Here is a 25,452-nt window from a genome sequence, read left to right on the forward strand (position 1 = left end):
GCGGCAAGGCTTATTTGCTTTCGGCAAAAGACTCACTTTCTTTTTCGCTGCTGCCAGACACAGCGTCTTTCTTCTCGGCAGGCAATGGGCTGAGTACAAACAGCAGGTCACCCGTATTCACTGGCTGACCGTCGTCGTTCATGACTCGGTTGACCCGGTAGCGGGTGCCATCGGCGTAGAGTTGCTCGCCAGCCTTATTCAGGTGCCGCAGTTTGAGTGGTGAATACATTTTCATCGCCTCCATCAGGCACAGCGTCTGCTGGGTGTCCACGACATCTCCCTCGGTGACGAATGGTTTCTCATCAGGCGTTGGCGAGCGGTAGAAAATGCAGGAGGCAGGCGCCAGCACTTTCAGTTCTTCCGTACCCGGAATGGAAATATCGTCGCCCTTCGCGGCAGCGCCACGGCCAGCAGGTTCGCGCTGCAGACTGCTGGCATCGATGCGGGAACTGAAGCCTTGCAGGAAGCCGGTATCGAAGGTCCCTCCACGGAAAACCTCGTCTTCCAGGATGGCGACGATAAAGTCGAGATTGGTGATGATGCCTTCGATGCGGGTCTGGCGCAGGAAGCCGGTCAGTCGCTCGATGGCCTCAGCCCTGTCCTTCCCCTTGGCGATGATCTGCATCACCAGGCTGTCGTAGTACGGGGCGACCGCCTTGCCCTTGTCGATGCAGCTGATCACATCGACATGGGCATCCTTCGGCATCACCAGATCCAGCACCAGACCAGGTGAAGGCTGGCAACTGAAGCTACCGTCACGCAGCGATACCTGTTCTGCGTTGATACGGGCTTCGATGGCATAGCCTTCTTCCTTCGGTGCGAGATCTGCGATCGATGAGCCCGAGGCAATCCGCAGTTGCTGCGCCACGATATCAATGCCACTGACCGCTTCGGTCACTGGATGCTCGACCTGTAGCCGGGTGTTCATTTCCATGAAGTAGAGGCATTCGTGATCGAGGTCGTAGATGAATTCGACCGTACCGGCGCCGACATAGTCGACGGCATCGGCAATGCGCTTCGCATAGGTCAGCGCGTTCTGCTTCAGCGTGTCGCTGAGCATGGTCGAGCCTGACTCTTCGAGCAGCTTCTGGTTGTTGCGTTGCACACTGCAGTCCCTGATGCCTGGCAGACTGCAATGGCCATGACTGTCGCGCAGCACCTGCACTTCGATATGGCGCATGTGTTCGACGAAGCGCTCCATGTACAGCGCGCCTCGGCCGAAGGCGGCTTCGGCTTCACGACGCAGACGGGTGTAGGTCTCCGCCAGATCGTCCATGCTGGTGAGCTTGGCGATGCCTTTTCCGCCGCCGCCAAACGCTGCTTTCAATAGCAGGGGAAAGCCAATGTCTTCGGCGAGTCGGCGAGCGTGCTGTGCGTCCGAGATAATGCCGTGACTACCCGGCACCACTGGCACATTCGCGGCCATCGCAGCATTCAGAGCGCTGGCCTTGTCGCCCATCACGCTCATGGCTCGGTAGTCCGGACCGATGAAGTTGAGACCACGAATCTGGCAGCGCTTGGCGAAGTCAGGATCCTCCGAGAGGAAGCCAATGCCAGGGTGCAGGCTGTCCGCACCGGTCATGCTGGCGACCTTCAGCACACTGTTGGCATTGAGGTAGCTCTCGTCCGGTGTGTTGCCACCGATGCAGACCAGTTCGTCTTGTGAGCCAAGCATCTCTGCGGGCACGGAGGCCATATCGGGATCGGACTGCACCAGAACCACCGGTGTACCGTTGCGCTGGGCATCCCTGATCAGTTTCACAGCAGTGCAGCCGCGGGCGTGTATCAGCAGTTTCTGCACTGGTGCGAAGACCTTGTCGACCCGGCTGTGCTCGTCCTGCAGCTTCAGCGCCTTCGCATCATCATCGCCCTCGGTTCGGGCCTTGGGCAGCTCCCCACCGTTGAGGCGAGCCTTCAACATGTCCTGCAGACTGCAGCGCGGCCGGGTGACCTGCGAATCGATCTGCAGCAGTCGTCTGTCGAAACTGTCGGCGAAGGGATGGCTGAGCAGGCCAGTCATGGTCGCGTCGTTGGTCGGCTCCGTCGGCGCATTCCTGACCAGATAATTCGCAAGCGTACAGGTCGACGGCAGATAGCTTGGCACCACGATCTGTCCGGCAAAGGGGATGTTCGCGCCGCTGATGTACCAGGTTTCCACGAGCGGATGGGTGACGAAGCTGGCCTGTGCACCGCCTGTACAGTCGCCGAAGCCGACCATGATTACGGGCAGCCCGGTAAGCTGACGGAAGCGGGTCAGGGCTTCGTTGACGGCCGCCATTGCAAACAGGGAACCTGCGCCTTCCTTGGTCTGCATGCCGCCAGAGGAGACGAGCCCGACAATAGGCAGCCTTTCGTTTTCACAGCGCTGAATCAGCGACAGCAATTTACGGGCACTGGCCATATCCAGCGCACCGGCCTGAAAGGCCAGGTTGGAAATGAAGAGCCCGACAGGCTGCGAAGCCACTTTCAGGGTTGCTGTGCCGGTCACGATACCTGCAGGCACCTTGCCCGCACTGATCTGCTTGTGAATACTTTCGAGGTAGCCCGGAAAGCCGCATGGATCGCAGGAGACCCAGTCATCATGCTGCGGGGTGAAATCATTGCACAGCTCATCGACCCAGCCGGTCCATTCTGGCCACTGGCTCTTGTATTCCTTCTGCAGTGCCTGAATCTGCAAATCGCAATAGGCGATGGACAGGCGATGCCAGAAATCCTTGCGTCGGCCGATCCAGGTGGGATTGATCTTGCCATCGAAGGCTTCGCCACCGGCCTGCGCCTGCATATAACGCGGTATCAGGTTTTCGAAGAGATAAGTGAGGAACACGAACAGGCTTTCGGAAAGACGGGCATGCTGCCGTTGCTTCCACTCGGAGACCTGACGCAGGAACCATTCGACATCGTCGAAGTCATTCAACTGTTTCAGCCAGGTGGAGAATTCGCCAGCATGTACGTCGACCCAACACACATCAGTCTGTGTCCCTTTCAGCGCGGCATCGAGTAGCTGAGCCATCGACTCTTCGCTCAGACTTCGATAACGATTAGCCTCACTGGCCACCAGTTCGAGCTCGCCGAGAATGCCGTCGTAGAGCGCATCGAAGAACTGCAACTGCAGGCTTATCGGGGCGAGGTAGGCATTGAGCTCTGGGAGATGCAGCAGCTGTGGCAGCGTTACTTCCTCTTTCGGTGGCAGTTCGCCAGTGTCCACGGCTTGCCTGGGCTTCGTTTTCGCCGCCTGCTCCGCAAGAAACTCGCTCATTGCAACAAAACCTTCCGCCGCCTGAGCCTTCCACCGGTTGTAGAGATAGAGCCCCAGTTCAAAGGCCAAAGCCTCTGCGGCCTGCTTGTACTTTTCCTGCGGACGGCCGAGCACCAGCGCCGCCAGAGCGCTTCGGTCTTCGTCCTTGGCCTGCCGGGCCTTCTGGAAGCGCTCGTAGCGGTCAAGCAGACGCTGTTCGTAAATCAATTTTTCGCCGCGCTGGCACCAGTCGGCGAAGACGCCAACCTTGTCGCTGCTCTGCTGCTGCGGCTTGATAGGCGCCACGCTGCCCGCTGCTGGTAGAGATGAGATGGTGGTGAAGCTCAGGCGCGAGGCTACCTGCTGCTGGCGCATATGGCGCAGCGTAAAATCGAAGATGCTTGGACACTGGGTCAGTGTGTCGCCGTAATAGCTGTTATTCAGACCGCTGAGTCGCTCTGGTGTCTCGAGAAACACCGCGAGGCTACGTTGATATTCTCCGGCCACAGGCGCGAACGCCGCCGCGCCTTCAGGCTGCACGAAGGCACTCAGCTGCTTGTCGAGGAACGACAGCGCACCGAGCACGGCAGTCCTGAGATGCTCCATGCCCTCACGCTGATCACTTGGCGAATAATCGATAATACCGTCAAGCCAACCTTTGATGGCCGTCTCGCAGGCTGATACGCCGACACGTTGTGCACATTGCTGCCACGCGAGTTTCTGTTTGCGCGCAATGCTGGCCAATCCCTGGGGCTGAATGGTACTGAACAGCCCATCACGCACTGACAGCAGCAGGTTTGTGGCCGCCAGTGGTATGGCACCGCCCGAATAGGCAGTGCCGAGAATGATACCCACGGTGGGCACTGGCAGCTGAGCCATGACCGTAATCAGCTTCGAGATACTGTGGGCTTGATCCTGCTGGTTTGCCGTCTCACCGGCATCGGCGCCTGGCGTATCGATAAAAGTAATGACCGGCATTCGCCTGCGACTGAACTTCATGGCCAGCTCGGCCGCCTGACGATGATGTTCAGGCCCCCAGACGCCCTGTCGGTTTTCCCGGTTCTGCCCGATCAGCCCCACCCGCACACGCTTGCCTGCCTCATTCGTCATGTAACAGTCGAGGGCATAGAGTGGCCCTTCGTCTGTCTCCTTGATGACCTTCTGAGCCAGTGCCTTCATGATCTTGCGGGCACTGAAGCGCTGACTCTGTCGAACCGGCTGTATCACAGCCTGCTCGTAATCCTCGATGGGCAGTCGTTTGATCCTGGCGACTTCAGCCTCGATGGCCTCAGGCGTCAGCAGTCCAGGAATTCCAGCCGCCACGGTGTCGATATCGAACACATGCGCGCGGTCGACCATCCCCGGGGCTTTGGTGTTATTGGAGTTTTTTGCGCTGGTCATGTCTGATCCTTGTTGTCCATTTGCAAGGCGGCTTACAGTAGCGCCCTGGTGTGAGCCCGACCCGTTAGCAGGTCGATATCCTGATCATAATCCACATCAGCGCAGGCAAAACCAAAAAGCTTGAGAAAATCTTCGCGATAACCCCTTAAATCGGCCAACTCCGGCAGGCTATCGTCGGTGACGACCTGCCAACGTCGGGCCACTTCATTCTGCACCGAGTCAGCCATCTCCAGGTCGTCCACCCGCATGCGCACGCCACCTTCGACGCGCCGATCCGGACTCAACAACTGCTCGTCGAAGAAACGCAGAATTTGCTCGATGGGGCTTTCATGGCTGCCCTCTTCCTTCATAACGTCGTACAACATGGCGATGTAGAGCGGCATGATGGGGATGGCCGATGAACTTTGCGTGACAACCGCCTTGAGCACACCAATGAAGGCTTTGGCGTCGATATCCGCAAGCTGCTTGTTGATAGCGTGGGCAGTGTCTTCAAGGTGCGCCTTCGCCCGGCCAATCGTCGCCTGACCATAGATTGGCCAGGTCAGCTCTCTGCCGACGTAGTGATAGGCGACCGTTTCGCAGCCAACAGCCAGCAGATCTGCAGCGTGGAGTTGACTCATCCAATCTGCCCAGTCTTCACCGCCCATGACCTTGACGGTCTGTTCAATTTCATCGTTGGTCGCAGGCTCGATGCTCACTGACTTGAGTACTTCGTTGTCCGTATCGAGCGTAATGCCTTCGAAAGGTTCGCCTATGGGTTTCAATACCGACTGCCAGATCTCGCCCGTGACCGGATCCTTGCGGCGTGGAGCCGCCAGGCTATAAATGACCAGGTCGAACTTGCCATAGTTCTGCGTCGCCAGGTCGATAACCTGATCCTTCGTCTCCTGACTGAAGGCATCGGCATTGATGGTGTGGATCTGCTGGTCCGGGTGTTCGGCTTTCAGCAGAGCCTCGGCGGCCATATTGTTGTACCAGCCTGCACTGCCACAGCGAACCTCAGTTGCCGGCTTTTCGAACATCACACCCAGCGTGGCTGCATCACAAGTTATGGACGCCGCTATTCTGCTGGCCAGGCCATAGCCCGTGGAGCAACCGATGATCAGCACGTTGTGAACGCTCTTTTTCATCGGCAGCGCTGACTTGGCCTGTTCGATCTGCTCTGCCACCTGTTTGCGACAGCCAACCGGATGCGCCGTTGTACAGATAAAGTTCCGTATCTTAGGTCGCACGATCATGATTGGCCCTCCATGGCAGCTTTCTCCCAACGACTATTTTCCCAGTTATCAAACACGAGACAGGCATTAGTCCCCCCAAAGCCGAAGCTATTGGACAGTACTCGCCTGACATCGATGTCGTATTGCATGTCCGTGAGTATCGGGAATCCTGCTGCGGCCTCATCGACGGTATGCAGGTTGTCTGATCTCACGAGGAATCTGTTGCGCATCATCAGCAGGCTGTAGATAGCCTCCTGCACGCCGGCCGCCCCCAGGCCGTGGCCTGAAATTGCTTTTGTAGAACTGATGGCGGGCATATCGGCCAGATGGTCGCCAGTATTGCCTGCGAAGGCGGCTTTGATAGCTCTGAGTTCAGCGATATCACCGACCTTGGTGCTGGTGCCATGGGCATTGATGTAGTCGACCGGGCGCTTCTGAATGGCGTCGGCCTGTCGGACCGCATCCAGCATGCAGCGCGCTGCGCCCTCGCCTGACGGCACAACCATGTCGTCGCCATCGGAGGTAGCACCGAAGCCAGTGAGCTCGGCCAATATCGTGGCGCCGCGCGCCTGTGCACCTTCCAGGGATTCGAGCACCAACACACCAGCGCCGCCTGAGATGACGAAGCCATCGCGTTCGGCATCGTAGGGTCGTGAAGCTTCTTTCGGTCGGTCGTTATAACCGGTAGACAAGGCGCCCATGGCGTCGAAGAGACAAGACAGCGTCCAGTGGCAATCTTCAGCACCGCCTGCGAACATGATGTCCTGCAGACCAAACTGAATCTGTTGCGCAGCGGCCCCGATGCAATGAGCACTGGTGGCGCAGGCGCTCGTGATCGAGTAGTTCACGCCCTTGATGGCAAAGGGCGTAGCCAGGTTGGCATTGACCGAACTGTTCATGGTTCTGGTCACGCGATATGGCCCGACTTTACGAATACCCTTTTCTCTGAGGATATCGATGGCGTCCATGACGTTCTCAGTTGAAGCGCCACCCGCGCCCATGATCAAGCCGGTACGCTCGTTGGATATTTCCGCTGTGGTCAGTCCCGCCTGTGCAATGGCTTCCTTCATGGCGATGTAGCTATAGACAGAGGCGTCGCCCATGAAGCGCAGCAGCTTGCGATCGACGTGTGCAGCGAAGTCGATATCGATCTGGCCGGAGATATGGCTACGAAGGCCGTTTTCGATATGACCGATATTGGGTCCGATGCCTGATCGGCACTCCGCCAGTGAATGATGTACTTCCGTCTGATTGGATCCGAGGCTCGAGACGATGCCGATACCTGTGACGACGACTCTTCTCATGACGGTATCCCCGCAGAGCAAGTATGAGCCGGTCTCGTGAATGAGTAAGCAATCATTTGCGACATGAGCTGTATCCCTGTGTATGAAGCACGGGGCAATCATGTCAGCATTGATTTACAAGCACTTGACAATCGGTAGCAGAAATTTGACGCATTCGTGCAAGTTGCAAATTTTTGCAAGCCGCATCTTTAATCGTTAGTGCGAATACAGACCCCTTGGCGGCATTGCCGTGGAAGTGATACAAGTTGGCCAATGATCACACCCAATAATTTGAAAGGTCGTACTCGTGCCCTGTTCTCAAACAGTTCCGTTCAAAGCAATGTCATCACCCATACATGTGCGCTCTGCGCGTGCCGACGACATTGACCTCGTCGTCGATATTCTGGCTGACGCCTTCAAGGATGATCCTGTTCTTTTGTGGATTTCCTCGCATGCCGACTTTCCGGTTTTCAATTTCAAAGCCGTCATACAGGCGTTCATCGACGACAGGGGTATACTCGTCGACGACAGTGGATCCGCTGCTGCACTGTTTCTCCCACCCGGCAAGACGATGAGCTCAGTGATCACTGCCGGCGTTGCGTTGAAGGGCTTGTGGACCTTCGGCCCTGGCGCCCTGTTGAAGGCCGTCAAACTACTGGATCTGTTCGAACAGCATCACTACCAGGGTGATCACATCTACATCTTTGCCATTGGCAATCGCGCTACTGCCCGGCAACAAGGGTTTGGATCTGCGGTGATGAAGCACCTGCTCTCGCTGGCGGGCGCTGATCGCTATCCCGTCTATCTGGAGAATTCCAAACCCGCCAATGCTCAGTTCTATGCAAAGTTCGGTTTCGAGCCAGTTGTTGAGATTGCACTACCCCGTGGTGGGCCACCTGTCACCTCGATGTTGCGGAAGGCACCCACGGTGTGACACACAATTGCAATAAAACCGAAACATTCGCTTCACCTTCCCCCGCTAGTGTCAAAGCCAGCAGCGGGGAGAAAGTGTATGACGATGCAATGGCAGCCCAACGGCGAACCGCAGTTCCGCAAAAGTTTGAGAGCAGAGTTCGATGAGTTCATTAGCCGGCAGGCACGGCGTTTCAAACCTGAAGACTGTTTGCGAATCGACTTTCATTGTCATGACCTCAACAGTGATGTACCTGATGAACTCTGGGGGCGCATCCTGCGTCTGCCCGAGACCTGGCTGAAAACGAAGAAACTTGTCGGCGTCCTGGAGCAGAACGGTAGCTCAGTCATCACGGTCACCAATCACAACAACGCACGCTCCTGCTGGGCATTGCAGGACAAGGGTGTGGATGTACTGGTGGGCTGCGAGTTCACCTGCTACTTTCCCGAATATGAGCTGTTCATCCACGTGCTCACCTACGGCTTCACCCGAGAACAGGAAGCTGTTCTGTTCGAGAAACGCCAGAACATCTACGACTTCCTGCGCTATGCGGCCAGCCACGACATTCCGGTCATCCTGCCGCACCCGCTTTACCTCTACAGCCGCAACGACCGCATTGATCTGTGTTTATTTGAAAAGCTGGCGGTGATGTTCTGGCGCTTCGAAGTACTGAATGGCCAGCGGGATCTGTGGCAGAGCGTGCTGACCCTGAACTGGGTCGAAAGTCTCACGCCTGAGCGGATTCGAGCCTACGCCCTCAAGCACAAGCTGGACCCAGCTGAATTTGGCGTGGATCCTGATCAGCCCAAAGTACTCACCGGCGGCTCCGACGACCACACCGGCATTTTCGCAGGCCTTTGCGGCTCACAGCTCCATGTGCCCAACCTGCAGGCGCGGCTGAAGACTGAGCGCGCCTCTGATCTGGCGCTGGAAGCGCTGCGCAAGGGCCAGATCGCGCCTTATGGCACAGTCGGCGAGAACCAGAAGCTCAACATTGCCTTGCTGGATTATTTCTCCCAGGCGGTCGGTCGAATCGAAGATCCGGGCATGCTGCGTATCCTCCTTCATCGAGGTTCGAACTGGGACAAGATGGGTTGTTTCGTCATCGCCAACCTGTTTCTGGAAATGCAGAAACACAAGAAAACGATGAAATTCTTCTCACTGGTTCACGATGCACTGCAAGGAAAGAAGCCACAACGCTTTCTGAAGTGGCAGGCCTCGAAAGACTACAAGTTCTGCATCGAGCAACTGGAAAAAATCGCCGACAGCAAACGCAACAATCCAGAAGCTTTCGTGGATACGGTGAACCAGAGCATCGGCGAGCTGTTCAATCATCTGAATCACCTGATCGCCGCAAGAATCCGCAAAGCGCTGGATAATAATCCGGGCCCGAGACTGAAGGATTTTTCCACCGAGGAGCTGACTCGCAAGTTGGAAATTCCCAGTCAGCTCACGGCGCTGTTTCTGGGTGATGCCAAGCGCAAGGACAACATGAGCAACATCAACCTGGCTGAGATGCTCGATGCCCTGTCCTTTCCAGTGCTCATCAGCATTGTGCTGGCAGGTGCCACCCTGGCATCGACTCGAGTACTGTACCAGAACCGCGACCTGCTCAACCGCTTCGCCCGGCAGCTCGGCAAGAACGAGCATTCCCGGCGTGCGCTCTATCTCACCGATACCCTGCTGGACAAGAACGGCGTCTCGACTTCACTGACCGGCAAGCTGCAGGAGATCAGTCGAACCAATCTGCCGATCGATTTCCTGATCTGTCACCCCGATGCCGCCTGCGAGCCGCACCTTCATGTAGTCCGCCCCATCGCGGATATCGACCTGCAACCTTTCGGCGAACAGACGCTATGGGTGCCCGACGTCATGGAAATTGCGCGGATTTTCTATGAAGGGGGCTACGACCGTATTGTCTGTTCAACCGAAGGGCCCATGGCGATAGTCGCGCTGTTTGTCCAGCAGATGTTCAAGGTGCCCAGCTACTTCTTCATGCACACGGACTGGATTGATTTCATCACCCACACCACCAGCCTGAACCGACACGAGCGAGACCGTTTACGCCGGCTCATGCGCATGCTCTACGGGCAGTTCGACGGTGTTTTCGCGCTCAATCGCGAGCACAAGGCCTGGTTGACCGGATATGAAATGCAACTGCCGAAAAGCCGGGTATTTCTGACCGCTCATCACACCGCACCACGAAATCTACAGGTGCAAGCCATTCGCAAGTCAGACCTGATCCCTGGCGCCAACGACAGGACGCCGGTGCTGTTCATTGCCAGCCGTCTGAGTCGCGAAAAAGGTATTTTTGACCTGCCCATCATCATGGCAAAAGCCCGGCTGTCGGTGCCTGGGCTAAAAATCGTCGTAGCCGGTTCAGGCCCTGCGAGTAAAGAACTCCAGCAGGCCATGCCCGATACCGTATTCCTCGGCTGGCAGACCCAGGAACAACTGGCGGCCTTGTACCTGGGGCTGGACCTGTTCGTATTTCCTTCACGCTTCGACACCTTCGGCAATGTGCTACTCGAAGCCCTGACCCATGGCATGCCGGCGCTCGCCTACAACTGCAAGGGCCCGAAGGACATCATCGAGCACGAGGTCAGCGGTTACCTGGTTGACGATCTGGACGCTATGGTGGATGCCGTGGTGCGTTTCTTCAGTGAACCTTCTGGCCGAAGCGCGATGGCGGAGCAGGCTCGTAAACGCGCGGCACGTTATCAGGCTGAGCCCATCATGCGGCAGTTCCTGACGGATCTTGGACTGGAGTATCCGGATCAGGCATACGTTGAAGTGACGGTCGCCTAGGCGGACCCAAGCCGTACCCAAGCCGTACCTACGTCCCAAAAATACCCATTCAGCCTATGCCATTCAGACTGGTTCTGAGATGATTGTTTTCGCGCGATGTACGCTCGCTCCAACTCAAAACAATCTCGACAAAACAATGGATGTTAGTATGAAACAATTCAGACTTACCTCACTCACAGTCGCACTGTGTGGCGCACTGCCAGCCTTTCTTATTTCGCCCCTTGGGCATGCTTCGTATTTCCCCGGTGCCTACGCATACTGCAGCGATAGTTCTGTCGAACCGATTGATATCGGCGAAGCGAAAGAACTGTGCGGTTCAAGCCGCAGCGAGCTGGATTCCGATGGCACGTACGGCTATGACCAGTTTGTCGAAGTCGATCACACCACCGGTCATATGAGCCTGCACTCGGAATTCACAAACTTTGCCACCACCGTCGATCCGCTCAAACACGCGACAGCGAATCTTATCGACCATGTCTGGTTTACAGGCGGCGAGTTTTCAGGCGCCGCTCATTTGCGCGTCAAAGGCTCACTGTTCGGCGAGATGCCAGACCAGCTTGATAACTTTCTGGGCTTCTGGATTGATCTGTCGAATACCGACAATGCCACCAACACGGGTGATTTCGGCCACCTCAGTGTTCAGGGTCACATGGTGAACGGCGGGCTCGAGACAGAATTCGTATCGTATCCCTCAGCTACCCTCGACGCCGAGTTCGTCACCCACTGGCTCGATAGCGACAGTTTTGATATCGAGATGGCGATCTCTTTCGACTGGACCGCTGAGACTCAGGCCTTTCAGCTCACGTCCGGGGTGAACGCCACGATGTTCACCGGTATGATCGGCACCTTCGGCCTTGATGTCAGCAGCGCCGATCTCTGGTTCGATATGCCAGAGGATGTCGCCATGCACTCGGGTTCCGGTTACTTCCTCTCGGGCGATACCAACAGCGTGCCCGTCCCTGCCACGCTATCACTACTCGGTCTGGGTCTGGCTGGTCTGATCGCACGCCGCCGCAGGCGCTGATATTCGCGAACTCGATACCCCAGAGGAGGAGGTTTGGAGATCGACCTCCCCTGCCCAGCAATTTGCAGATAATCAGCCTCCAGGGCTGACATATGGCAAGCATCCGAATATACTGCCGTCCTTCCTTTCAAGATGTCCTCGTAGCTCAGCTGGATAGAGCGACCGCCTCCTAAGGAATTGACTTATCCCCGTTTCAGACCTAGCCTTAAGCAACAGCTGGGCCATCTATTTTCGCCATCGTTATATATCAATAACATACAAAACATGAAAAAGTTGATAATTGAAACACTTTGTTACGACCTAACAGTTCTCGACTAAATAATCCACTTTTTTTAATACATTTTTGACCTAATTATGACCAATAGACTCCCTTTTGGTTATCAAAAGCGGTCCGTATGTTTTTAGCAGTAATGAATGACCTACATTTGACCACGTTTGACCACGCCTCGGAGCAGTAGAGAATGGCTAAGCAGAATAAGACGGTTTTGAGCGATACGGCAGTACGTCGAGTGCCATTTCAAAAGGATGATGAGAAACCCCGGGAGATTTATGACAGCTCTTGCCCTGGACTTGTTTTGCGAGTCACTCAGCAAACGAAAACGTTCTACGCAAGGTACATGCATGCAGGAAAAAGACAACGAGAAAAGATCGGGATCGCGTTCGTCCGCAACGGCGATCTTGGGATTTCGTACGCGACAGCTGTAGAGCGTTGCCAGACAATTGTAGAACAGAAATCTCATGCCGGCGCGAGACACGGCAACATCTCAACACTGCACTATCTCGACAACCTTTATAAACTCGACAGAGCATCATGCACAAGAAAATCCCGGCCAGTCTCTTACGACACGATAAGAGACATCAAATTGTGCTTGTCTGAAAAAGCCCTGAAGGGTCGAATCAGAAATCTTTCAAATGACGACTTCGAAGACTTCTTGAGGCGTAACGCAGAGCGCGAAAAGCCAATCAAAGATGTCAGCATTCGAAAGCTTTACTACGGCCTCAACGCAATGCTCAATACGATGGTCGAAGCTGGACGAATACCCGTAAACCCACTCAAGAAAAAATCGTACCCGAAGGACAGCGGCAGCAACGTTAACACCTATCCTGTCGATCTCATTCCGGAAATCGTTGCGGATTTGCTCGACCCCGAATTTGGGAAAGACAAGAAGGGAGCCAAGCCCTTCGGAGTCGCTGGCAGACTTATCCTCGCGACAATGATGGATACTGGATGCAGGCCTGGCGAAATCAGATTGAATCGCGCAAAGAATTTCCGCTTCGGTGCAGATCCGTGGTTCCACGTCCCAGCTGAAATCTGCAAAACCAACCAAGCACGAGATGTAGTTATCACGTCTCAAGCAGTAGCGGATGCCCTGGAAAGCTACATTGCAATGATAAGACACCGGGCACCCGACGATCGTCTCTTCATACAGCGGAGTGGCAAGTTCGTTTCTGATTCTATTTATCGCAGGCTGTGGAAAAAGGTCGCTGAAAAATATGAGCTTACTGGAAAGGCATATGATTGGCGCCACACCTATTCGACCTGGCTTTATGAAGAGACTAGTGATATCAGATTGGTCTCAGAGATGATAGGAGACAGCATTGAGACAGCTTCGAAATATTACATCAAGAAAGGTGGAGTTAAAGCGAGAAAAAGAATCAGAGAGCTAAGAGCCAAGGGCTTGCCTGACATCGCTGATCAAGTAGACGAACATAAAGATAGATAATACCGATATTCTGATATTATTCGTGATCATGAAAAATAGAAGCCTACTTATAATGTGTTAGATCTGGATATTATAGTGAGCTTTTCTGATTATTGTATCCAGTTCCGTACTCACACCACTCAGCAACCTCTCGCACAACATCCTCAGAATTATCACAAAAAATATATTATAATGTTGTATGTTTTTTGCTCAATTGATGCGATAATATATGTATGGTTGAGCGACGTACTGAGTGCGAAATTAAATAAAGAAGATTGGCCAGCTATGTTTTAATATTATTCTCCTATCACCTTCGGAGCTATCGAATAACATTAAAACGCAGGATCCTCAAACCCTGACGGGTTCTGCGGTGAAGTGATTAAGAAGAATGCTAATAACAACAATAATAATAGGAAAGCATCACGTGACAAAGAAATACGGAAGACCCGAGATAAAAGACAGGGCAAAAGCCAAATCAAAAACCGTTCAGGTTTGCATGACCCCGGAAGAGCTCTTAGAAATTGAGAGTCGGGTTGCTGCTTCGGAATTTAAAAAGATCAGCCACTACCTCAAAGCGGTTATCTTCGCCGGCGATACCCAGGAAATCAAAACCAAGCGCGAGCTGGTGGTGGCTCTTAACAAATCAGCAAGAAGACTAAAGGAATTGCGGGCGGCAATGCCTGATGACCCCTGCTGGATGGGTGATCGTCACTTCGTAAAGCTAGCAAAGCTAGAGCTCAAAAATGTCACCGACCTTCTGACTAAGGCTTTTGGAGGTGCCGCGTGATCCATTCTAAAAAAGATTTCTCATCAAATGTGCACGGCCGGCTGAACTATGTATACGGCGGAGCAGGACACGAGCATAAAGTAGATCACGTCCGGCCGATCGGCGGCACTTGCATTGCAGAGCCAGAACTAACATACCACCCGGACGGCACTATCGCTGCAATCGATTTCTCAGCAATTCAAGCCGAAATGGAATTGGCCGCCAGTTGCCACACGGGCAAGGGAGAACAGCTCTACGCGCATTACATAATAAGCCTGCCCGAGAGCGAGTCGTTGAACGATGAGCAGTGGAGCGATGTTCTCGAGGACTACATGACGCAAATGGGCTACGACCCCGACCTAACGAAATATAGCGCAGTCGTGCACGGTGATACCAAATACCAGCACATGCACATTGTCGCTTGTCGAGTTCAATTAGAGCGTGGCGGCCCGCTGATATCTGATAACGCTGACTATGAGCGCGGCATGATCTCGATGCGCAGACTCGAAGCGAAATACGGACTCCAGGCTGTCGCTAATCCCGAAGACAATTTCGGCAAGCATTTTACCAAAGACGAAATGAAAGGGTATTGCAGCAGGCAGAGCGTTGAGCGCAAAGACCCCGCCGCAATCATGCGCACCAGAATCGACAAGGTCTGGCGAACTTCAAAGCCAACCACGATGCGTGCTCTCGTCGTTGAACTCAAAAGAGTCGGAATTGATACCAAGTGCAGACCTGGCACCGATGGTCTCGCCTCAGGTATCTCTTATAAGCTTGACGATTGCGAGACGTGGATCAGCGGCTCAAAGATCAAGAGCACCCGACTGACCTTCCACGCCCTGCAGCGCAAAGAAGGGATCAGCTACCTGGCGAGCCGTGACGATGCTTTTCTTGCGCTCAATGGAAGGCTACCCAATCTCACTAAATTCCTTAAGCCTGCGGCTGCTGAGCCGGTTCGGAAGGAAGAGACGTTGAAACAAAAACGGAAACGGGTTGCGCTTAAAGAAGCTCCAATGAAGTTGGATCCTGTTGAGATGATGTGCGGGTATCGAGTTTATATCCCCCTTAATAATTTGCACATTAGTGCTGCTGCTCGAAATGGTTGGGAGATGCCACTTTACAATTCGACCGGCAATAAACGTGCGACTTACACTTCGTGGGATTTCATTTTTGACATGGCCGTGAACTTTTCAAAATCAAAGAGAGATCGGGCGCTTGAGGCGAAAATGGCTGAGCTGCTGCGCTTTGTAGAAGAGATCATAAAGTTGATCTTTGGCACATTTCCCAGCGAGTCTGTTGTAATCACATACGGCGCAGAAGCTGAACAAGTTTACCGCATTAATAAAGTCAAAGAGCGTGAAGCGAAGTGTGTTCAAGACAAAAAAGCAAAGGAGATCGCAGACGAGATCAAGAAAGAGGAAGCGTGGATCGACGGAGCAAAGCTTCAAGAGATTCCTGACTCTCGCTACGACTGGGATGCTGATAACTCAATGGCTCTTGTTCCTCGTCAATTTCAGCAGCGTTGGCGCTGATTCCTCTTGTGCGTCGGCCTGCGAAGGTCGGCGTATGCTGCCTTATCTCGGTTTAAGCTCCTATTATTTAATAACAGATAATTTTTAATTGTCATTTTATTTTATTTTCAAATCCAGATGGTTACGGTTTCCGGCTAATAGCGGAGGCAACCTAATCATCAAGAGCGTGATGCTGATATGTGATCAACTTTGTGATCATCAAAAACCCTTCTCAATTATTATTAAATTAATTGTATGCATTATGATCAATTGTTGATATAATTATTGAGCAAGATTTATACAATATAAAAACAACAAAGAAGGAATATAGCATGTACGCACGTCTTAACTCCAAGGCCACCTCTTTCAATCTCTACCAGTCAAAGTCTGAATATGACGGTCTCGTCGAGCACAAAGGTCGACCCCGCAAGATCTATCGCACTGACAACAACAAGCTTGCAGAGGTCGACTTATCTGCAGATATCGACGCTCAGCTTGAAGCAGTGATTCTATGTTGCGGCGGACAGATCAGTAAATCAAAAGTCAAAACGTTCTCAGCCTGGGCTAGATCACAAGTCGAGTTGATCGAGAAAGCTTACTTACGTAATGCCAAGCTGGGTCTATTCGGCGGCACGCCGGTTATCAAGAGCGGAAAGCGCGATGATGACAAGTATTCGTCTGAGTCCTGCTACATCATATCGAGCAAAATCGGAGAATTTTCGGGCGTCATCAAAGATGCGAAGCGTATCGGACTGTCAGGCTCAACAGAGAGTGCACACAGCAACCTGGCTAGCGAGATTGACGCAATGATCGCTTCTGGGCGTTTCGACGAGCTCTGCGACCCCATCATTCAGGGCCTGCTGCGTCACATTAATTCTAGCCATGGCAAAGTTCATGAAATCTTGTCAGATGAGCAAGCGCAAAAGCTGTATGTAGCTGAGCGACAGCTTTATAAGTTTGTCACGCGCGGTCTCAGTCGCAAGAACTCAGACTTGCAAGACTCTGCGAAGCTAGCTGCTGAAGAAAAGTTTAAGAATCTGAAACAGACCCGTGCGGGCTACTGTCTCTGCAAAGTTAAAGCGATAGCAACTCTAAAGCTCGAAGCAGAGTACAAGATTCTCAAGTCCTGAAACTTCATATGGCTCTCGTGCTGAGAGCCTAGCAATTAATAAAAACAATAAAAGGAAATCAATATGAACATCATCAAAGTAAGACTTGAGGACGATGACCTGCATGTTTACATGTCAAACTGGTCGGGGGACCAAGCCTTTTCAGACGACATGACTTGCGCAATAGAAATGATTCGCAAATGCATCTGCATGCATGATGTAATCGCAATTGAGGTTGACGTGTATCAGGGCGGATCTAGAGCTTACGAACCTGCAGACGAGCGTGGTTGGGTCGAGGAGGTTGCAACCTTGGCTGAAGCTTCTGGCGCGTTGCGACAGGAAATAGAGCAATTGATCAGGCTCAATGAAGTACCGTTTGGGAACGACGAATTGCAGGACTTGATCGCTGCTGCAAAACACGACGCCTGGACAAACGAACGGCTAACTCATCTAGTGAACGTCAAGATCAATCACCTGCTTTCGAGGGGAGCTGGGGGTGATAGTGAGTCGATGAAAACACTCATTCGATTAATACTCGGGCCCGATGAAATCGCGGTCCCGAAACGAGTACCCAGGGTTGTGCCTGCCTACCTTGCGTTGGTTAAGTAGTATTCTCGGGAGTAGTATTTCAGGGGCGCTCGCGCAGGATGATGCTGTGCCACTACCCCTTCAGGAGGAACCTTCGAGCAAAAGTCCAAGACCGGTAATATGTGTCCACTGCTTAAAGTATGTCGACTATCGAGACTGGGACCATATGCTATCAGTCAGCTGGTATCCAGATTCGACACCGATGGATGTTGGAAAAGGAAAGGCGCCCTCATGCAGAGACTGCAATGCGAGGCATGGAAAGTTTGAGCGGGACTTATTGATCGCGTTTGGCTTGTGCTTAAACAGCGATGAACCCGGACTAGATTCAATCAAAAAGAGCAAGGCGATCAATTGACCCGCAGGCGGCGGAGAGCAAGGCAGATAGTGCTGCCAGCGCACGTGCAATGAAGAGGGTCTTGAAGGATATCCGCAGCCGCTCAAACCACAGATCAGGGTGCATCCAAAGGGGAACAATAGTTCCTAAAGCGACATACCTACCCTTCCCTCACCGGCTCAGACATCCAATCAGATACCTGTTATCAGCGTTACACGCTTCCCGCGCGCCCTGCTATTGCAACAGGACCTTAACCTTCCCCCTGTTTTAGTACCACGCCTGGATGAGATTCCTCACAGTTTAAGCTGCCCATTCTGCAAAGACAGCCGGTGGTAAATAGTTCAGAGAGCTGTGTGGTCGGACCTGGTTATATTGCTGCCGCCAATTCCTTATTCACGCTGGGAAATCACAGGAAGATACGCATGATCAAGAGCGCCGGAGATCAACTGGACGTGATGTTAATTGCGCTCATTTCCATAGCCACCGCACTGTTTTTTGCTGGAGTAGCTATGTTCATGACAGCTCCTGAAGTCAAAATCATCCAGGAACTTCGGCTGCTTGACGCTCCCGGAGCGGGGTCAGTTCGAACCCGGGGCGGTTCAAAACAGAATAACTAGTGGCCTGCTCTTAAACCGGAGGCGGGTCAGCCGCGTTAAGCTACTGATCACCCACTAAACGCATCGATATCGATGGTTAGACTTGATTCGTCGAAACCGCTTCGAGCCGACAGCCCATTCCTAAGGAAAAATGCGCCCTGCTTCTCAGCATTTAAACGAACCCAACCCCATTTCAACGCTCAAATTGTAAACAATTGTCAAAGCCATCGCGGCGCACTATTGCTTTGCATATTTTTCAAATAAAGTGCGCACCCTAAGCACTGAGCGTACGAAAATCACCCAGATTGTACGTTTGGATATTCAAGTGCATCCCTAGATAGTGGTCAGGGTAAACATGTCCGATACGAAAGACAGGTCAATAGATTCAGGGCTGAGCAGCCTGGTAATGCTTGCCCGGTACCATAAGGTGGCTGCAGACGTCAGCCAGCTCAAGCACCATTTTGGCTGCACTACAGAAGCGCTTACTTCATCAGACCTGCTCCGAGCTGCCAAGAGTCTTGAGCTCAGGGCGAAGTCGGTCAAAGCCAACTGGTCACAACTGTCAGCTTGCGCACTTCCTGCCTTGGCCAGAATGAAGAACGGCGAGACGGCCATTCTTGCTAAGGCTGCACCCGACAAGGTTCTTGTACAGGATTACGATAAGCCGTCGCCACGTGTTCTGACCCAGGAAGAATTCCTGAGCGAATGGTCTGGTGAACTGATTCTCGTGACCAAGCGCAGCATCCTGCCAGGCATGAGCGCCAAGTTTGATATCAGCTGGTTCATCCCTGCCCTGCTGAAATACAAAGGCCTGCTTGGCGACGTCGTTTTGGCCTCGTTCTTCATCCAGATCTTCGCACTGCTAACACCACTGTTCTTTCAGGTCACCATCGATAAAGTGTTGGTGCACAAAGGCGTCTCAACGCTCGATGTTCTCGCCATCGGTCTTGTGGTCATCGCCATTTTCGATGTCGTATTGAACGGCCTCCGCGACTACGTCTTCACCCATACCACCAATCGAGTTGACGTGACGCTCGGCGCAAAGCTGTTTCATCATCTAACACAGCTGCCGATTGCATACTTTCTCTCCCGGCAAGTGGGCAACACCGTGGCGCGAGTGCGGGAGCTGGACAGCATCCGCAACTTTATCACCGGCTCCGCTCTCACGCTGATCATCGACCTTTTTTTCACCATCGTGTTCTTCGCTGTGATGGCTTACTACAGCATGACGCTGACCTGGATTGTCTTGGGGTCGATCCCTTGCTACGTAATTCTCTCCATAATCATCACACCAATTCTCAAGAAGCGGCTGGATGAGAAATTCGCTAGAGGCGCTGAGAATCAGGCTTTCCTGACTGAAAGCATCGCTAGCATCGAGACTGTCAAGGCTATGGCGGTTGAGCCGCAGATGCAGCGCAAGTGGGAGGATAATCTTGCGGCCTACGTCGCGGCGGCGTTCAAGGCCAACAACCTCGGTAACATTTCAAGCCAGGTGGCCCAATTCATCAACAAGATTGTGACCGTTCTCATTCTATGGTTCGGGGCGACTTTGGTGATGAGCAACGAACTCACCATCGGTCAGCTCATCGCTTTCAACATGATTGCGGGGCGTGTCAGCGGACCAATTCTGAAGCTCGTCCAGTTATGGCAGGACTTTCAGCAAGCCGGCATCTCAATTCAACGCCTGGGAGACATTCTTAATACGCCTACTGAGCCTGGCCACAATCCTAACCGCACAACCTTGCCCCGCATTCAAGGCCGCGTGACCTTCGACAAGGTTTCCTTCAGGTACAAGCCTGATCAACCCCAGACACTGAAGCAGATTGCGCTGGATGTAAAAGCCGGGGAAGTAATCGGGATCGTGGGTCGATCAGGATCTGGCAAGAGCACCTTAACCAAGCTGATACAGCGTCTCTATGTTCCAGAGACAGGCCGAGTGATGGTAGACGGCATCGATCTGGCCCAAATGGAACCGGCATGGCTCCGCCGGCAAGTAGGCGTGGTTCTTCAGGAAAACCGTCTATTTAATAGTAGTGTGAAAGACAATATCGCCCTAACCGATCCAAGCCTTCCAATGGACGCGGTAGTGAGAGCGGCAACACTGGCCGGCGCGCATGAGTTTATCGTCGGTCTGCCGGAAGGCTATGACACGATGGTGGGCGAACAGGGTGCAGCGTTGTCTGGCGGACAGCGACAGCGCATTGCAATTGCCCGGGCGCTGATTACAAATCCGCGAATCCTGATTCTGGATGAAGCGACCAGTGCGCTGGATTACGAGTCAGAGCGGATTATCCAGGAGAACATGCGACATCTGTGCAAGGGCCGTACGGTATTCATCATTGCGCATAGGCTTTCGACGGTCAGACAGGCTGACCGAATTCTGGTTGTGGAGCAAGGTGAGATCGTTGAAAGCGGGAGCCATGATGAGCTGATACGTCTGAACGGCTATTACAACAAGCTCCATAGCTATCAGAGCCACACACCGGCGATAAGACAGGTGCCTCAAAGCAACGAGCAATCGGGGCAGCTCAATCCGCCACAAGATGGATTATCACCTGTCGCAGGAATAGGACGATGAGCGCAGTTATCAAGCTCTTTCCAACTATTGGCATTTTGAGCGACAGAGATATTCAGGCGTTTCAGCCTGCAGCTTTGGAGGTTGAACAAACTCCTGCCTCGCCGATTGGACGCGCGATCATCTGGGCAATCGCGTTGCTGGCTGTGATTGCTGTCGCCTGGTCATGGTTTGGACATATCGACATTATTGCGACTGCTCAAGGCAAGATCATCCCCACTGAGCGAGTCAAAACGATTCAACCAATGGAGACTGCGCAGATAGCCACCATTCACGTGAAGGATGGGCAACGCGTCAAGGCGGGTGACCCGTTGATCACGTTCGACAGAACCGCCACAGAAGCTGACGTCCAGCGACTAAGCCAACAGTGGGCGAACGCACGCGCTCAAGCGCTTCGTTTGAGTTCGCTGGCGAGCTGGCTCGAGGGGAACAGAGTGACGCTCCCTGAGATCGATACTGCGGGTGCTAATGATGCGGATTTTCAGCGCCGACTCACACAGCAGCAGAGCAGGCTTGATCACGAAGCACAGATGTTCAGCACAAAGATGCAAGGGCTGGAGCAGGAACTCGCTCGCCTGAAGGCTGAAAAGCTTATGGCAGAGTCGGAAAAAGATCGTGCCACACGCCTGACAACAATCCTTCAGGAGCGAGTACAAGCTTTGCAGACCCTTTCTCAAAGCAAAATGGGATCACGAACCCAGTTCCTGGAACTGAAGCAGCAACTGGTTGGCGTGGAGCAGGACGCGGCGAGCCAGACGGCAAGACTTCAACAGATTCAGGCCAGCATTGCCGCCATTAATACGCAACAGCAGGCCCTGCTCCATGAAAGCATGTCGACCACATATTCCCAGCTGCAAGAAGTTTCCACTGAAGCTGAGATGCTTCAGCAGGAAGTCCTCAAGGCGAACCAGCACCATGAGCAATTGGTACTCACAGCGCCGATTGATGGCACTGTTCAACAGCTTCAGGTTCACACACTCAAAGGCGTCGTCACACCAGCTCAGGAGCTCATGCAGATCGTTCCAGCTGGCAGTGCACTTGAGGTCGAAGCGCTAATTCTCAACCAGGATATTGGGTTCGTGGAGCTAAATCAGTTGGCCGAGATCAAGGTCAATACCTATAACTTTACCAAGTATGGCGTTATTGACGCGGAACTTGTCAGCATTGACTCCGATGCGATTGAGGATGAGCAGCTCGGCTTGGTTTACAAGGCTATATTCAAGCTGAAGTCAGAGAGTTTGGGCGGTCAGGATCGGGAGCTTCTTATCGCTCCGGGCATGGGGGTCACTGCGGAAATAAAAACCGGAACGAGGCGGCTGATAGAGTTCTTTTTATCTCCGTTGATCAAGGCTGGCTCAGAAAGCTTAGGGGAGCGGTGATATATTTTGAAGTCGGATCTTAAAGTAGCACTGCCGCAAATGATGGCTGTGCACGGCAATTTCGCTCACGGCGAATGAAGCTGCCATAACCACCATTTTACACTCTAAATAAAATCGAACGCTTAGGTGACAAATGTATAGCTCGAGATTTATAAAGTTGGTATTTGGCTCATCAGCTTCACTACTACTAGTTATGGCTTTTTTCAGCCTAGCATTTTTGACTGACGTGTCAGATGCGATTATCCAATATATACCAAACTCATACACAGGCTCGCTAGAAAAGATCGCATCTAAGTACGAAAACAGTTTAGAGGTAAGATCTGCTTTAATTTTAATACTCATTTACACTCATATAATGTTCATCCCATCCGTTATTTTAGCGTATTTGGATGTCAGACTAGGCTCGTCTCAGCCGAACACTCCCTTGCGGCTACTAGCTTTCATTGTCTTCTTTCCACTCTTCTACTATGTAGCCTTCCTGTCCGGAGGGGCGAAGAGTAATCACTCCATATTTTTAAACCTTCAAAAAATCGAGTTGGTTCATGTCATCTTCTCGGCTGGACTAATAATGATGCTTTATGTGGCAACCTCACAAATTGTTTATTTCTGGAGAAAATACAATGACAGGTTCTGATATCGTAGTAACTAATGAAGAGTATGCGTGGAAAGCAGTTACGACACTTGCCAACCTCACAGAAAACCCATTTTCTTTTGACGAAGGCAAAAATGCTTTTGAGGCAGCGCTTTTAAAGCTGGAAACGTTTGATTCACAGAATAATAATATCAGCAGTTTTCAGGCTGGCCGCCTAAAAGATCTGGCCAACGACCCGGCTCTTCGCAGCGTATTAGAGCAAAGTTTTGCTGACGTACAGAGAATCGCACAGGACGTCGTTGCAAGCGTCGAGGCGCAAGCGAGGGATGCTCAAAGCGTCCTTAATGACGCGGCCAAGGGCAACCTTGCGGTCGATGCGTTGAAAGTATTAGGTGATGCTGCCAAGGCGATAGATGGTCCGTTAGTAGCGATCGATATTGTGGTGGCAACCACAGAGCAGGATTATTTAAAGCTCTTTAATGCGTTCGCGGGCTTAGGTGTCACTGCGCTTTTGGCTACCGTCAGCTTCCCGCTTGCGCTTATCGCAACTCTGGTATTCACAGTCGCTATGGATGAGGCTGGTGGTGCTGCTTTCGATGCACTTGTTGGCTTTGCCACAGACTTATTCGAATGGTGGAACGATGACATCGACGCTTCCGTCAACGGAGACTACAACGCGGCACTCGGCTGGGTCGCCCCCCGCCGCGATCCGCTGGTCCTCGACCTTGACGGGGACGGCATAGAAACCATCGCTGTAGATCCGCAAACTCTGTTTGACCAGAATTCTGATGGCATCAGAACCGGCACCGGCTGGGTCAACTCCGACGATGGTGTCCTCGTCCTCGACCGAAACTCCAACGGCACCATCGACAACGGCGGAGAACTCTTCGGCGACCAGACCGTTAAAGCTGACGGAACGGTGGCTACCGACGGCTTCGATGCCTTGGCAGACATGGATAGCAACGGCGACAACATTGTCGATGCTTCTGACGCGGCCTTCGCAGACCTTCGTGTCTGGCGTGACCTTAATCAGGATGGAATAAGCCAGGCGGACGAACTCTTTACTCTTGAGCAGGCAGGTGTGGCCAGTATATCTGTCGAAGCTGTCGATCATGCAGATACTGCAACGGCAGGCGGCATGACAACCCACACTGGCAGCTTCACGAGAACTGACGGCACAACTGGCACAGCCGCAAACCTCGACCTGGACAGTAACGGCTTCTATCGCGAATTCACCGATGTGGTTGAAGTTCCTGCTGAGATCGCAGCCCTACCGGACATGCAGGGCTCGGGCATGGCTCGAGATCTCCGTGAGGCAGCATCACAGAGTACGCGTCTGGCTGGTATTCTCGAAGAGTATGCGGTAGCTACCACGCGAGACGAGCAGCTAAGCATGATCGACGATTTCCTCGATGCATGGGCCGATTCGGCGCAGTTCGAAGACTGGATCGAGCGCTTGAACAATACGTCTATCGGATCGACTTATCTCCGTTTCGGAATAGGCGGCACTACAGAAGAGACAGAAGCGTTTACCGCTATAACGACAGAAGATTCCACTACCAGCAGCACTCAGTCTGGTATGGGTGAGTACCTTCCTAGCGGAAGCGATCTACACGTCGGCCAGTATGACGACGCGGTACTGGAAACATTGGCAAAGATCCGTGTTCTCGAAATATTCAACGCCAGCGAGTTCTTCAGTTTCGAACAGACTGAAACTGATGGGACCACGAACAATTTTCTATCAGTTCGCACGGGCGCCACTACAGGTGGATTTTCGTACTCACGAATGGCAATGGGTCCAGTAACAATATCCCAGAAAGCCTTCACATTTAGCCCAGAGCAAATTGCACTCATTGGTAGCTCCTACGATCAACTGAAGAACTCTATTTACGATGCCCTACTCTCGCAGACAAGGCTGAAGCCTGCATTTGATAGTATTCAACTCAAAATCGATGATGCGGGACAACTTGCTCTGGATCTAACTGGATTTGATGCCGTTCTTGCTGCCAACATACAAGCGGACCAAGCCAACGGTCTGCAGGATTTCATCGATATCGCAAGAATTCACGGTGAGCAGCTGAAAAGTCAAGGCTGGCAAGAGTACGGCGTACTGATTGCGGCTCTAGATGGAAGGCCTCTTACCGATGAGAGCGCAGCTCTTCTTTCCGATCTTAAAATCGACGTGCTTAGCAGTGACGGAACCGCTCAGTCGATCACACAAAGTGACCGTATCTCGCTTGCCGACAATGCTAGCAATGTTATCAATGGCAGCGTAGGAAACGACAAGATTTTGGGCAACGGTGGTGACGACATCATCAATGGCCTAGGCGGCAACGACATCATCGAAGGCGGTAGTGGTAACGACATTCTCAACGGTGGTGCTGGCGCCAACCAACTCTTCGGTGGCGATGGCAATGA

16 protein-coding genes are annotated in these 25,452 nt (G+C 52.9%); 12 read left to right on the plus strand and 4 right to left on the minus strand.

The genetic code is table 11. From position 1 onward, the window contains the following. Positions 1 to 10: 10 nt before the first annotated feature. The 3 genes from ABD735_RS05570 to ABD735_RS05580 are packed head-to-tail and all read right to left on the minus strand — an operon-like array spanning position 11 to position 7,157. Positions 11 to 4,636, minus strand: a complete 4,626-nt coding sequence (locus ABD735_RS05570) for an ATP-binding protein (protein WP_344804166.1) — start codon at positions 4,634 to 4,636, stop codon at positions 11 to 13. Between the two features lie 32 nt (positions 4,637 to 4,668). Beyond that, positions 4,669 to 5,874 (minus strand): enoyl-ACP reductase FabV, encoded by a 1,206-nt coding sequence (gene fabV / locus ABD735_RS05575; protein ID WP_344804168.1) that lies wholly within the window; start codon positions 5,872 to 5,874, stop codon positions 4,669 to 4,671. Beyond that, positions 5,871 to 7,157, minus strand: a complete 1,287-nt coding sequence (locus ABD735_RS05580; protein ID WP_344804170.1) for a beta-ketoacyl synthase N-terminal-like domain-containing protein — start codon at positions 7,155 to 7,157, stop codon at positions 5,871 to 5,873. The genes fabV and ABD735_RS05580 overlap by 4 nt, the downstream gene beginning before the upstream one ends. A gap of 319 nt (positions 7,158 to 7,476) precedes the next feature. Here ABD735_RS05580 and ABD735_RS05585 point away from each other — a divergent pair, with 319 nt between their 5' ends. The 8 genes from ABD735_RS05585 to ABD735_RS05620 all read left to right on the plus strand — a co-directional run bounded on the left by ABD735_RS05585 (position 7,477) and on the right by ABD735_RS05620 (position 17,579). Beyond that, positions 7,477 to 8,070 (plus strand): GNAT family N-acetyltransferase, encoded by a 594-nt coding sequence (locus ABD735_RS05585; protein ID WP_344804172.1) that lies wholly within the window; start codon positions 7,477 to 7,479, stop codon positions 8,068 to 8,070. A 78-nt stretch (positions 8,071 to 8,148) separates the two neighbouring features. Continuing rightward, positions 8,149 to 10,857: a glycosyltransferase gene (locus ABD735_RS05590; protein ID WP_344804175.1), complete on the plus strand. Its 2,709-nt coding sequence runs from the start codon at positions 8,149 to 8,151 to the stop codon at positions 10,855 to 10,857. Positions 10,858 to 11,005: 148 nt separating this feature from the next. Next, positions 11,006 to 11,881, plus strand: coding sequence for a PEP-CTERM sorting domain-containing protein (locus ABD735_RS05595; RefSeq protein WP_344804177.1), 876 nt, complete (start codon positions 11,006 to 11,008; stop codon positions 11,879 to 11,881). Positions 11,882 to 12,342: 461 nt separating this feature from the next. After that, positions 12,343 to 13,605 (plus strand): tyrosine-type recombinase/integrase, encoded by a 1,263-nt coding sequence (locus ABD735_RS05600; protein ID WP_344804179.1) that lies wholly within the window; start codon positions 12,343 to 12,345, stop codon positions 13,603 to 13,605. A gap of 403 nt (positions 13,606 to 14,008) precedes the next feature. Next, entirely contained in the window at positions 14,009 to 14,371 is a 363-nt protein-coding gene (locus ABD735_RS05605) for a hypothetical protein (RefSeq protein ID WP_344804181.1), read from the plus strand. Continuing rightward, positions 14,368 to 15,882, plus strand: coding sequence for a relaxase/mobilization nuclease domain-containing protein (locus tag ABD735_RS05610; RefSeq protein WP_344804183.1), 1,515 nt, complete (start codon positions 14,368 to 14,370; stop codon positions 15,880 to 15,882). The genes ABD735_RS05605 and ABD735_RS05610 overlap by 4 nt, the downstream gene beginning before the upstream one ends. Before the next feature lie 311 nt (positions 15,883 to 16,193). Then, positions 16,194 to 16,991: a hypothetical protein gene (locus tag ABD735_RS05615; protein WP_344804185.1), complete on the plus strand. Its 798-nt coding sequence runs from the start codon at positions 16,194 to 16,196 to the stop codon at positions 16,989 to 16,991. Positions 16,992 to 17,054: 63 nt separating this feature from the next. Next, on the plus strand, positions 17,055 to 17,579 hold the full coding sequence (locus tag ABD735_RS05620; protein ID WP_344804187.1) for a hypothetical protein: 525 nt from the start codon (positions 17,055 to 17,057) through the stop codon (positions 17,577 to 17,579). 613 nt (positions 17,580 to 18,192) lie between these two features. Here ABD735_RS05620 and ABD735_RS20120 read toward each other — a convergent pair. Then, entirely contained in the window at positions 18,193 to 18,285 is a 93-nt protein-coding gene (locus ABD735_RS20120; RefSeq protein WP_425548577.1) for an integrase core domain-containing protein, read from the minus strand. Between the two features lie 29 nt (positions 18,286 to 18,314). Here ABD735_RS20120 and ABD735_RS05625 point away from each other — a divergent pair, with 29 nt between their 5' ends. The 4 genes from ABD735_RS05625 to ABD735_RS05640 all read left to right on the plus strand — a co-directional run. Next, positions 18,315 to 18,509: a hypothetical protein gene (locus ABD735_RS05625; RefSeq protein ID WP_344804189.1), complete on the plus strand. Its 195-nt coding sequence runs from the start codon at positions 18,315 to 18,317 to the stop codon at positions 18,507 to 18,509. Positions 18,510 to 18,843: 334 nt separating this feature from the next. Then, positions 18,844 to 21,066, plus strand: a complete 2,223-nt coding sequence (locus ABD735_RS05630) for a type I secretion system permease/ATPase (RefSeq protein WP_344804191.1) — start codon at positions 18,844 to 18,846, stop codon at positions 21,064 to 21,066. Further along, positions 21,063 to 22,442, plus strand: a complete 1,380-nt coding sequence (locus ABD735_RS05635) for an HlyD family type I secretion periplasmic adaptor subunit (RefSeq protein ID WP_344804193.1) — start codon at positions 21,063 to 21,065, stop codon at positions 22,440 to 22,442. Before ABD735_RS05630 ends, ABD735_RS05635 begins: the two co-directional genes overlap by 4 nt. A gap of 620 nt (positions 22,443 to 23,062) precedes the next feature. Beyond that, the coding region (locus tag ABD735_RS05640; protein ID WP_344804195.1) for a calcium-binding protein at positions 23,063 to 25,452 on the plus strand (2,390 nt) is incomplete at its 3' end.

The sequence above is a fragment of the Allohahella marinimesophila genome, from assembly GCF_039538005.1.
GTDB lineage: Bacteria > Pseudomonadota > Gammaproteobacteria > Pseudomonadales > Oleiphilaceae > Allohahella > Allohahella marinimesophila.

Bases quoted from the DNA above. Each gene is read 5' to 3' on its own strand.
- ABD735_RS05570 (WP_344804166.1), bottom strand. From the start codon at position 4,636: ATGACCAGCGCAAAAAACTCCAATAACACCAAAGCCCCGGGGATGGTC.
- fabV (WP_344804168.1), bottom strand. From the start codon at position 5,874: ATGATCGTGCGACCTAAGATACGGAACTTTATCTGTACAACGGCGCAT.
- ABD735_RS05580 (WP_344804170.1), bottom strand. From the start codon at position 7,157: ATGAGAAGAGTCGTCGTCACAGGTATCGGCATCGTCTCGAGCCTCGGA.
- ABD735_RS05585 (WP_344804172.1), top strand. From the start codon at position 7,477: ATGTCATCACCCATACATGTGCGCTCTGCGCGTGCCGACGACATTGAC.
- ABD735_RS05590 (WP_344804175.1), top strand. From the start codon at position 8,149: ATGACGATGCAATGGCAGCCCAACGGCGAACCGCAGTTCCGCAAAAGT.
- ABD735_RS05595 (WP_344804177.1), top strand. From the start codon at position 11,006: ATGAAACAATTCAGACTTACCTCACTCACAGTCGCACTGTGTGGCGCA.
- ABD735_RS05600 (WP_344804179.1), top strand. From the start codon at position 12,343: ATGGCTAAGCAGAATAAGACGGTTTTGAGCGATACGGCAGTACGTCGA.
- ABD735_RS05615 (WP_344804185.1), top strand. From the start codon at position 16,194: ATGTACGCACGTCTTAACTCCAAGGCCACCTCTTTCAATCTCTACCAG.
- ABD735_RS05620 (WP_344804187.1), top strand. From the start codon at position 17,055: ATGAACATCATCAAAGTAAGACTTGAGGACGATGACCTGCATGTTTAC.
- ABD735_RS05625 (WP_344804189.1), top strand. From the start codon at position 18,315: ATGATCAAGAGCGCCGGAGATCAACTGGACGTGATGTTAATTGCGCTC.
- ABD735_RS05630 (WP_344804191.1), top strand. From the start codon at position 18,844: ATGTCCGATACGAAAGACAGGTCAATAGATTCAGGGCTGAGCAGCCTG.
- ABD735_RS05635 (WP_344804193.1), top strand. From the start codon at position 21,063: ATGAGCGCAGTTATCAAGCTCTTTCCAACTATTGGCATTTTGAGCGAC.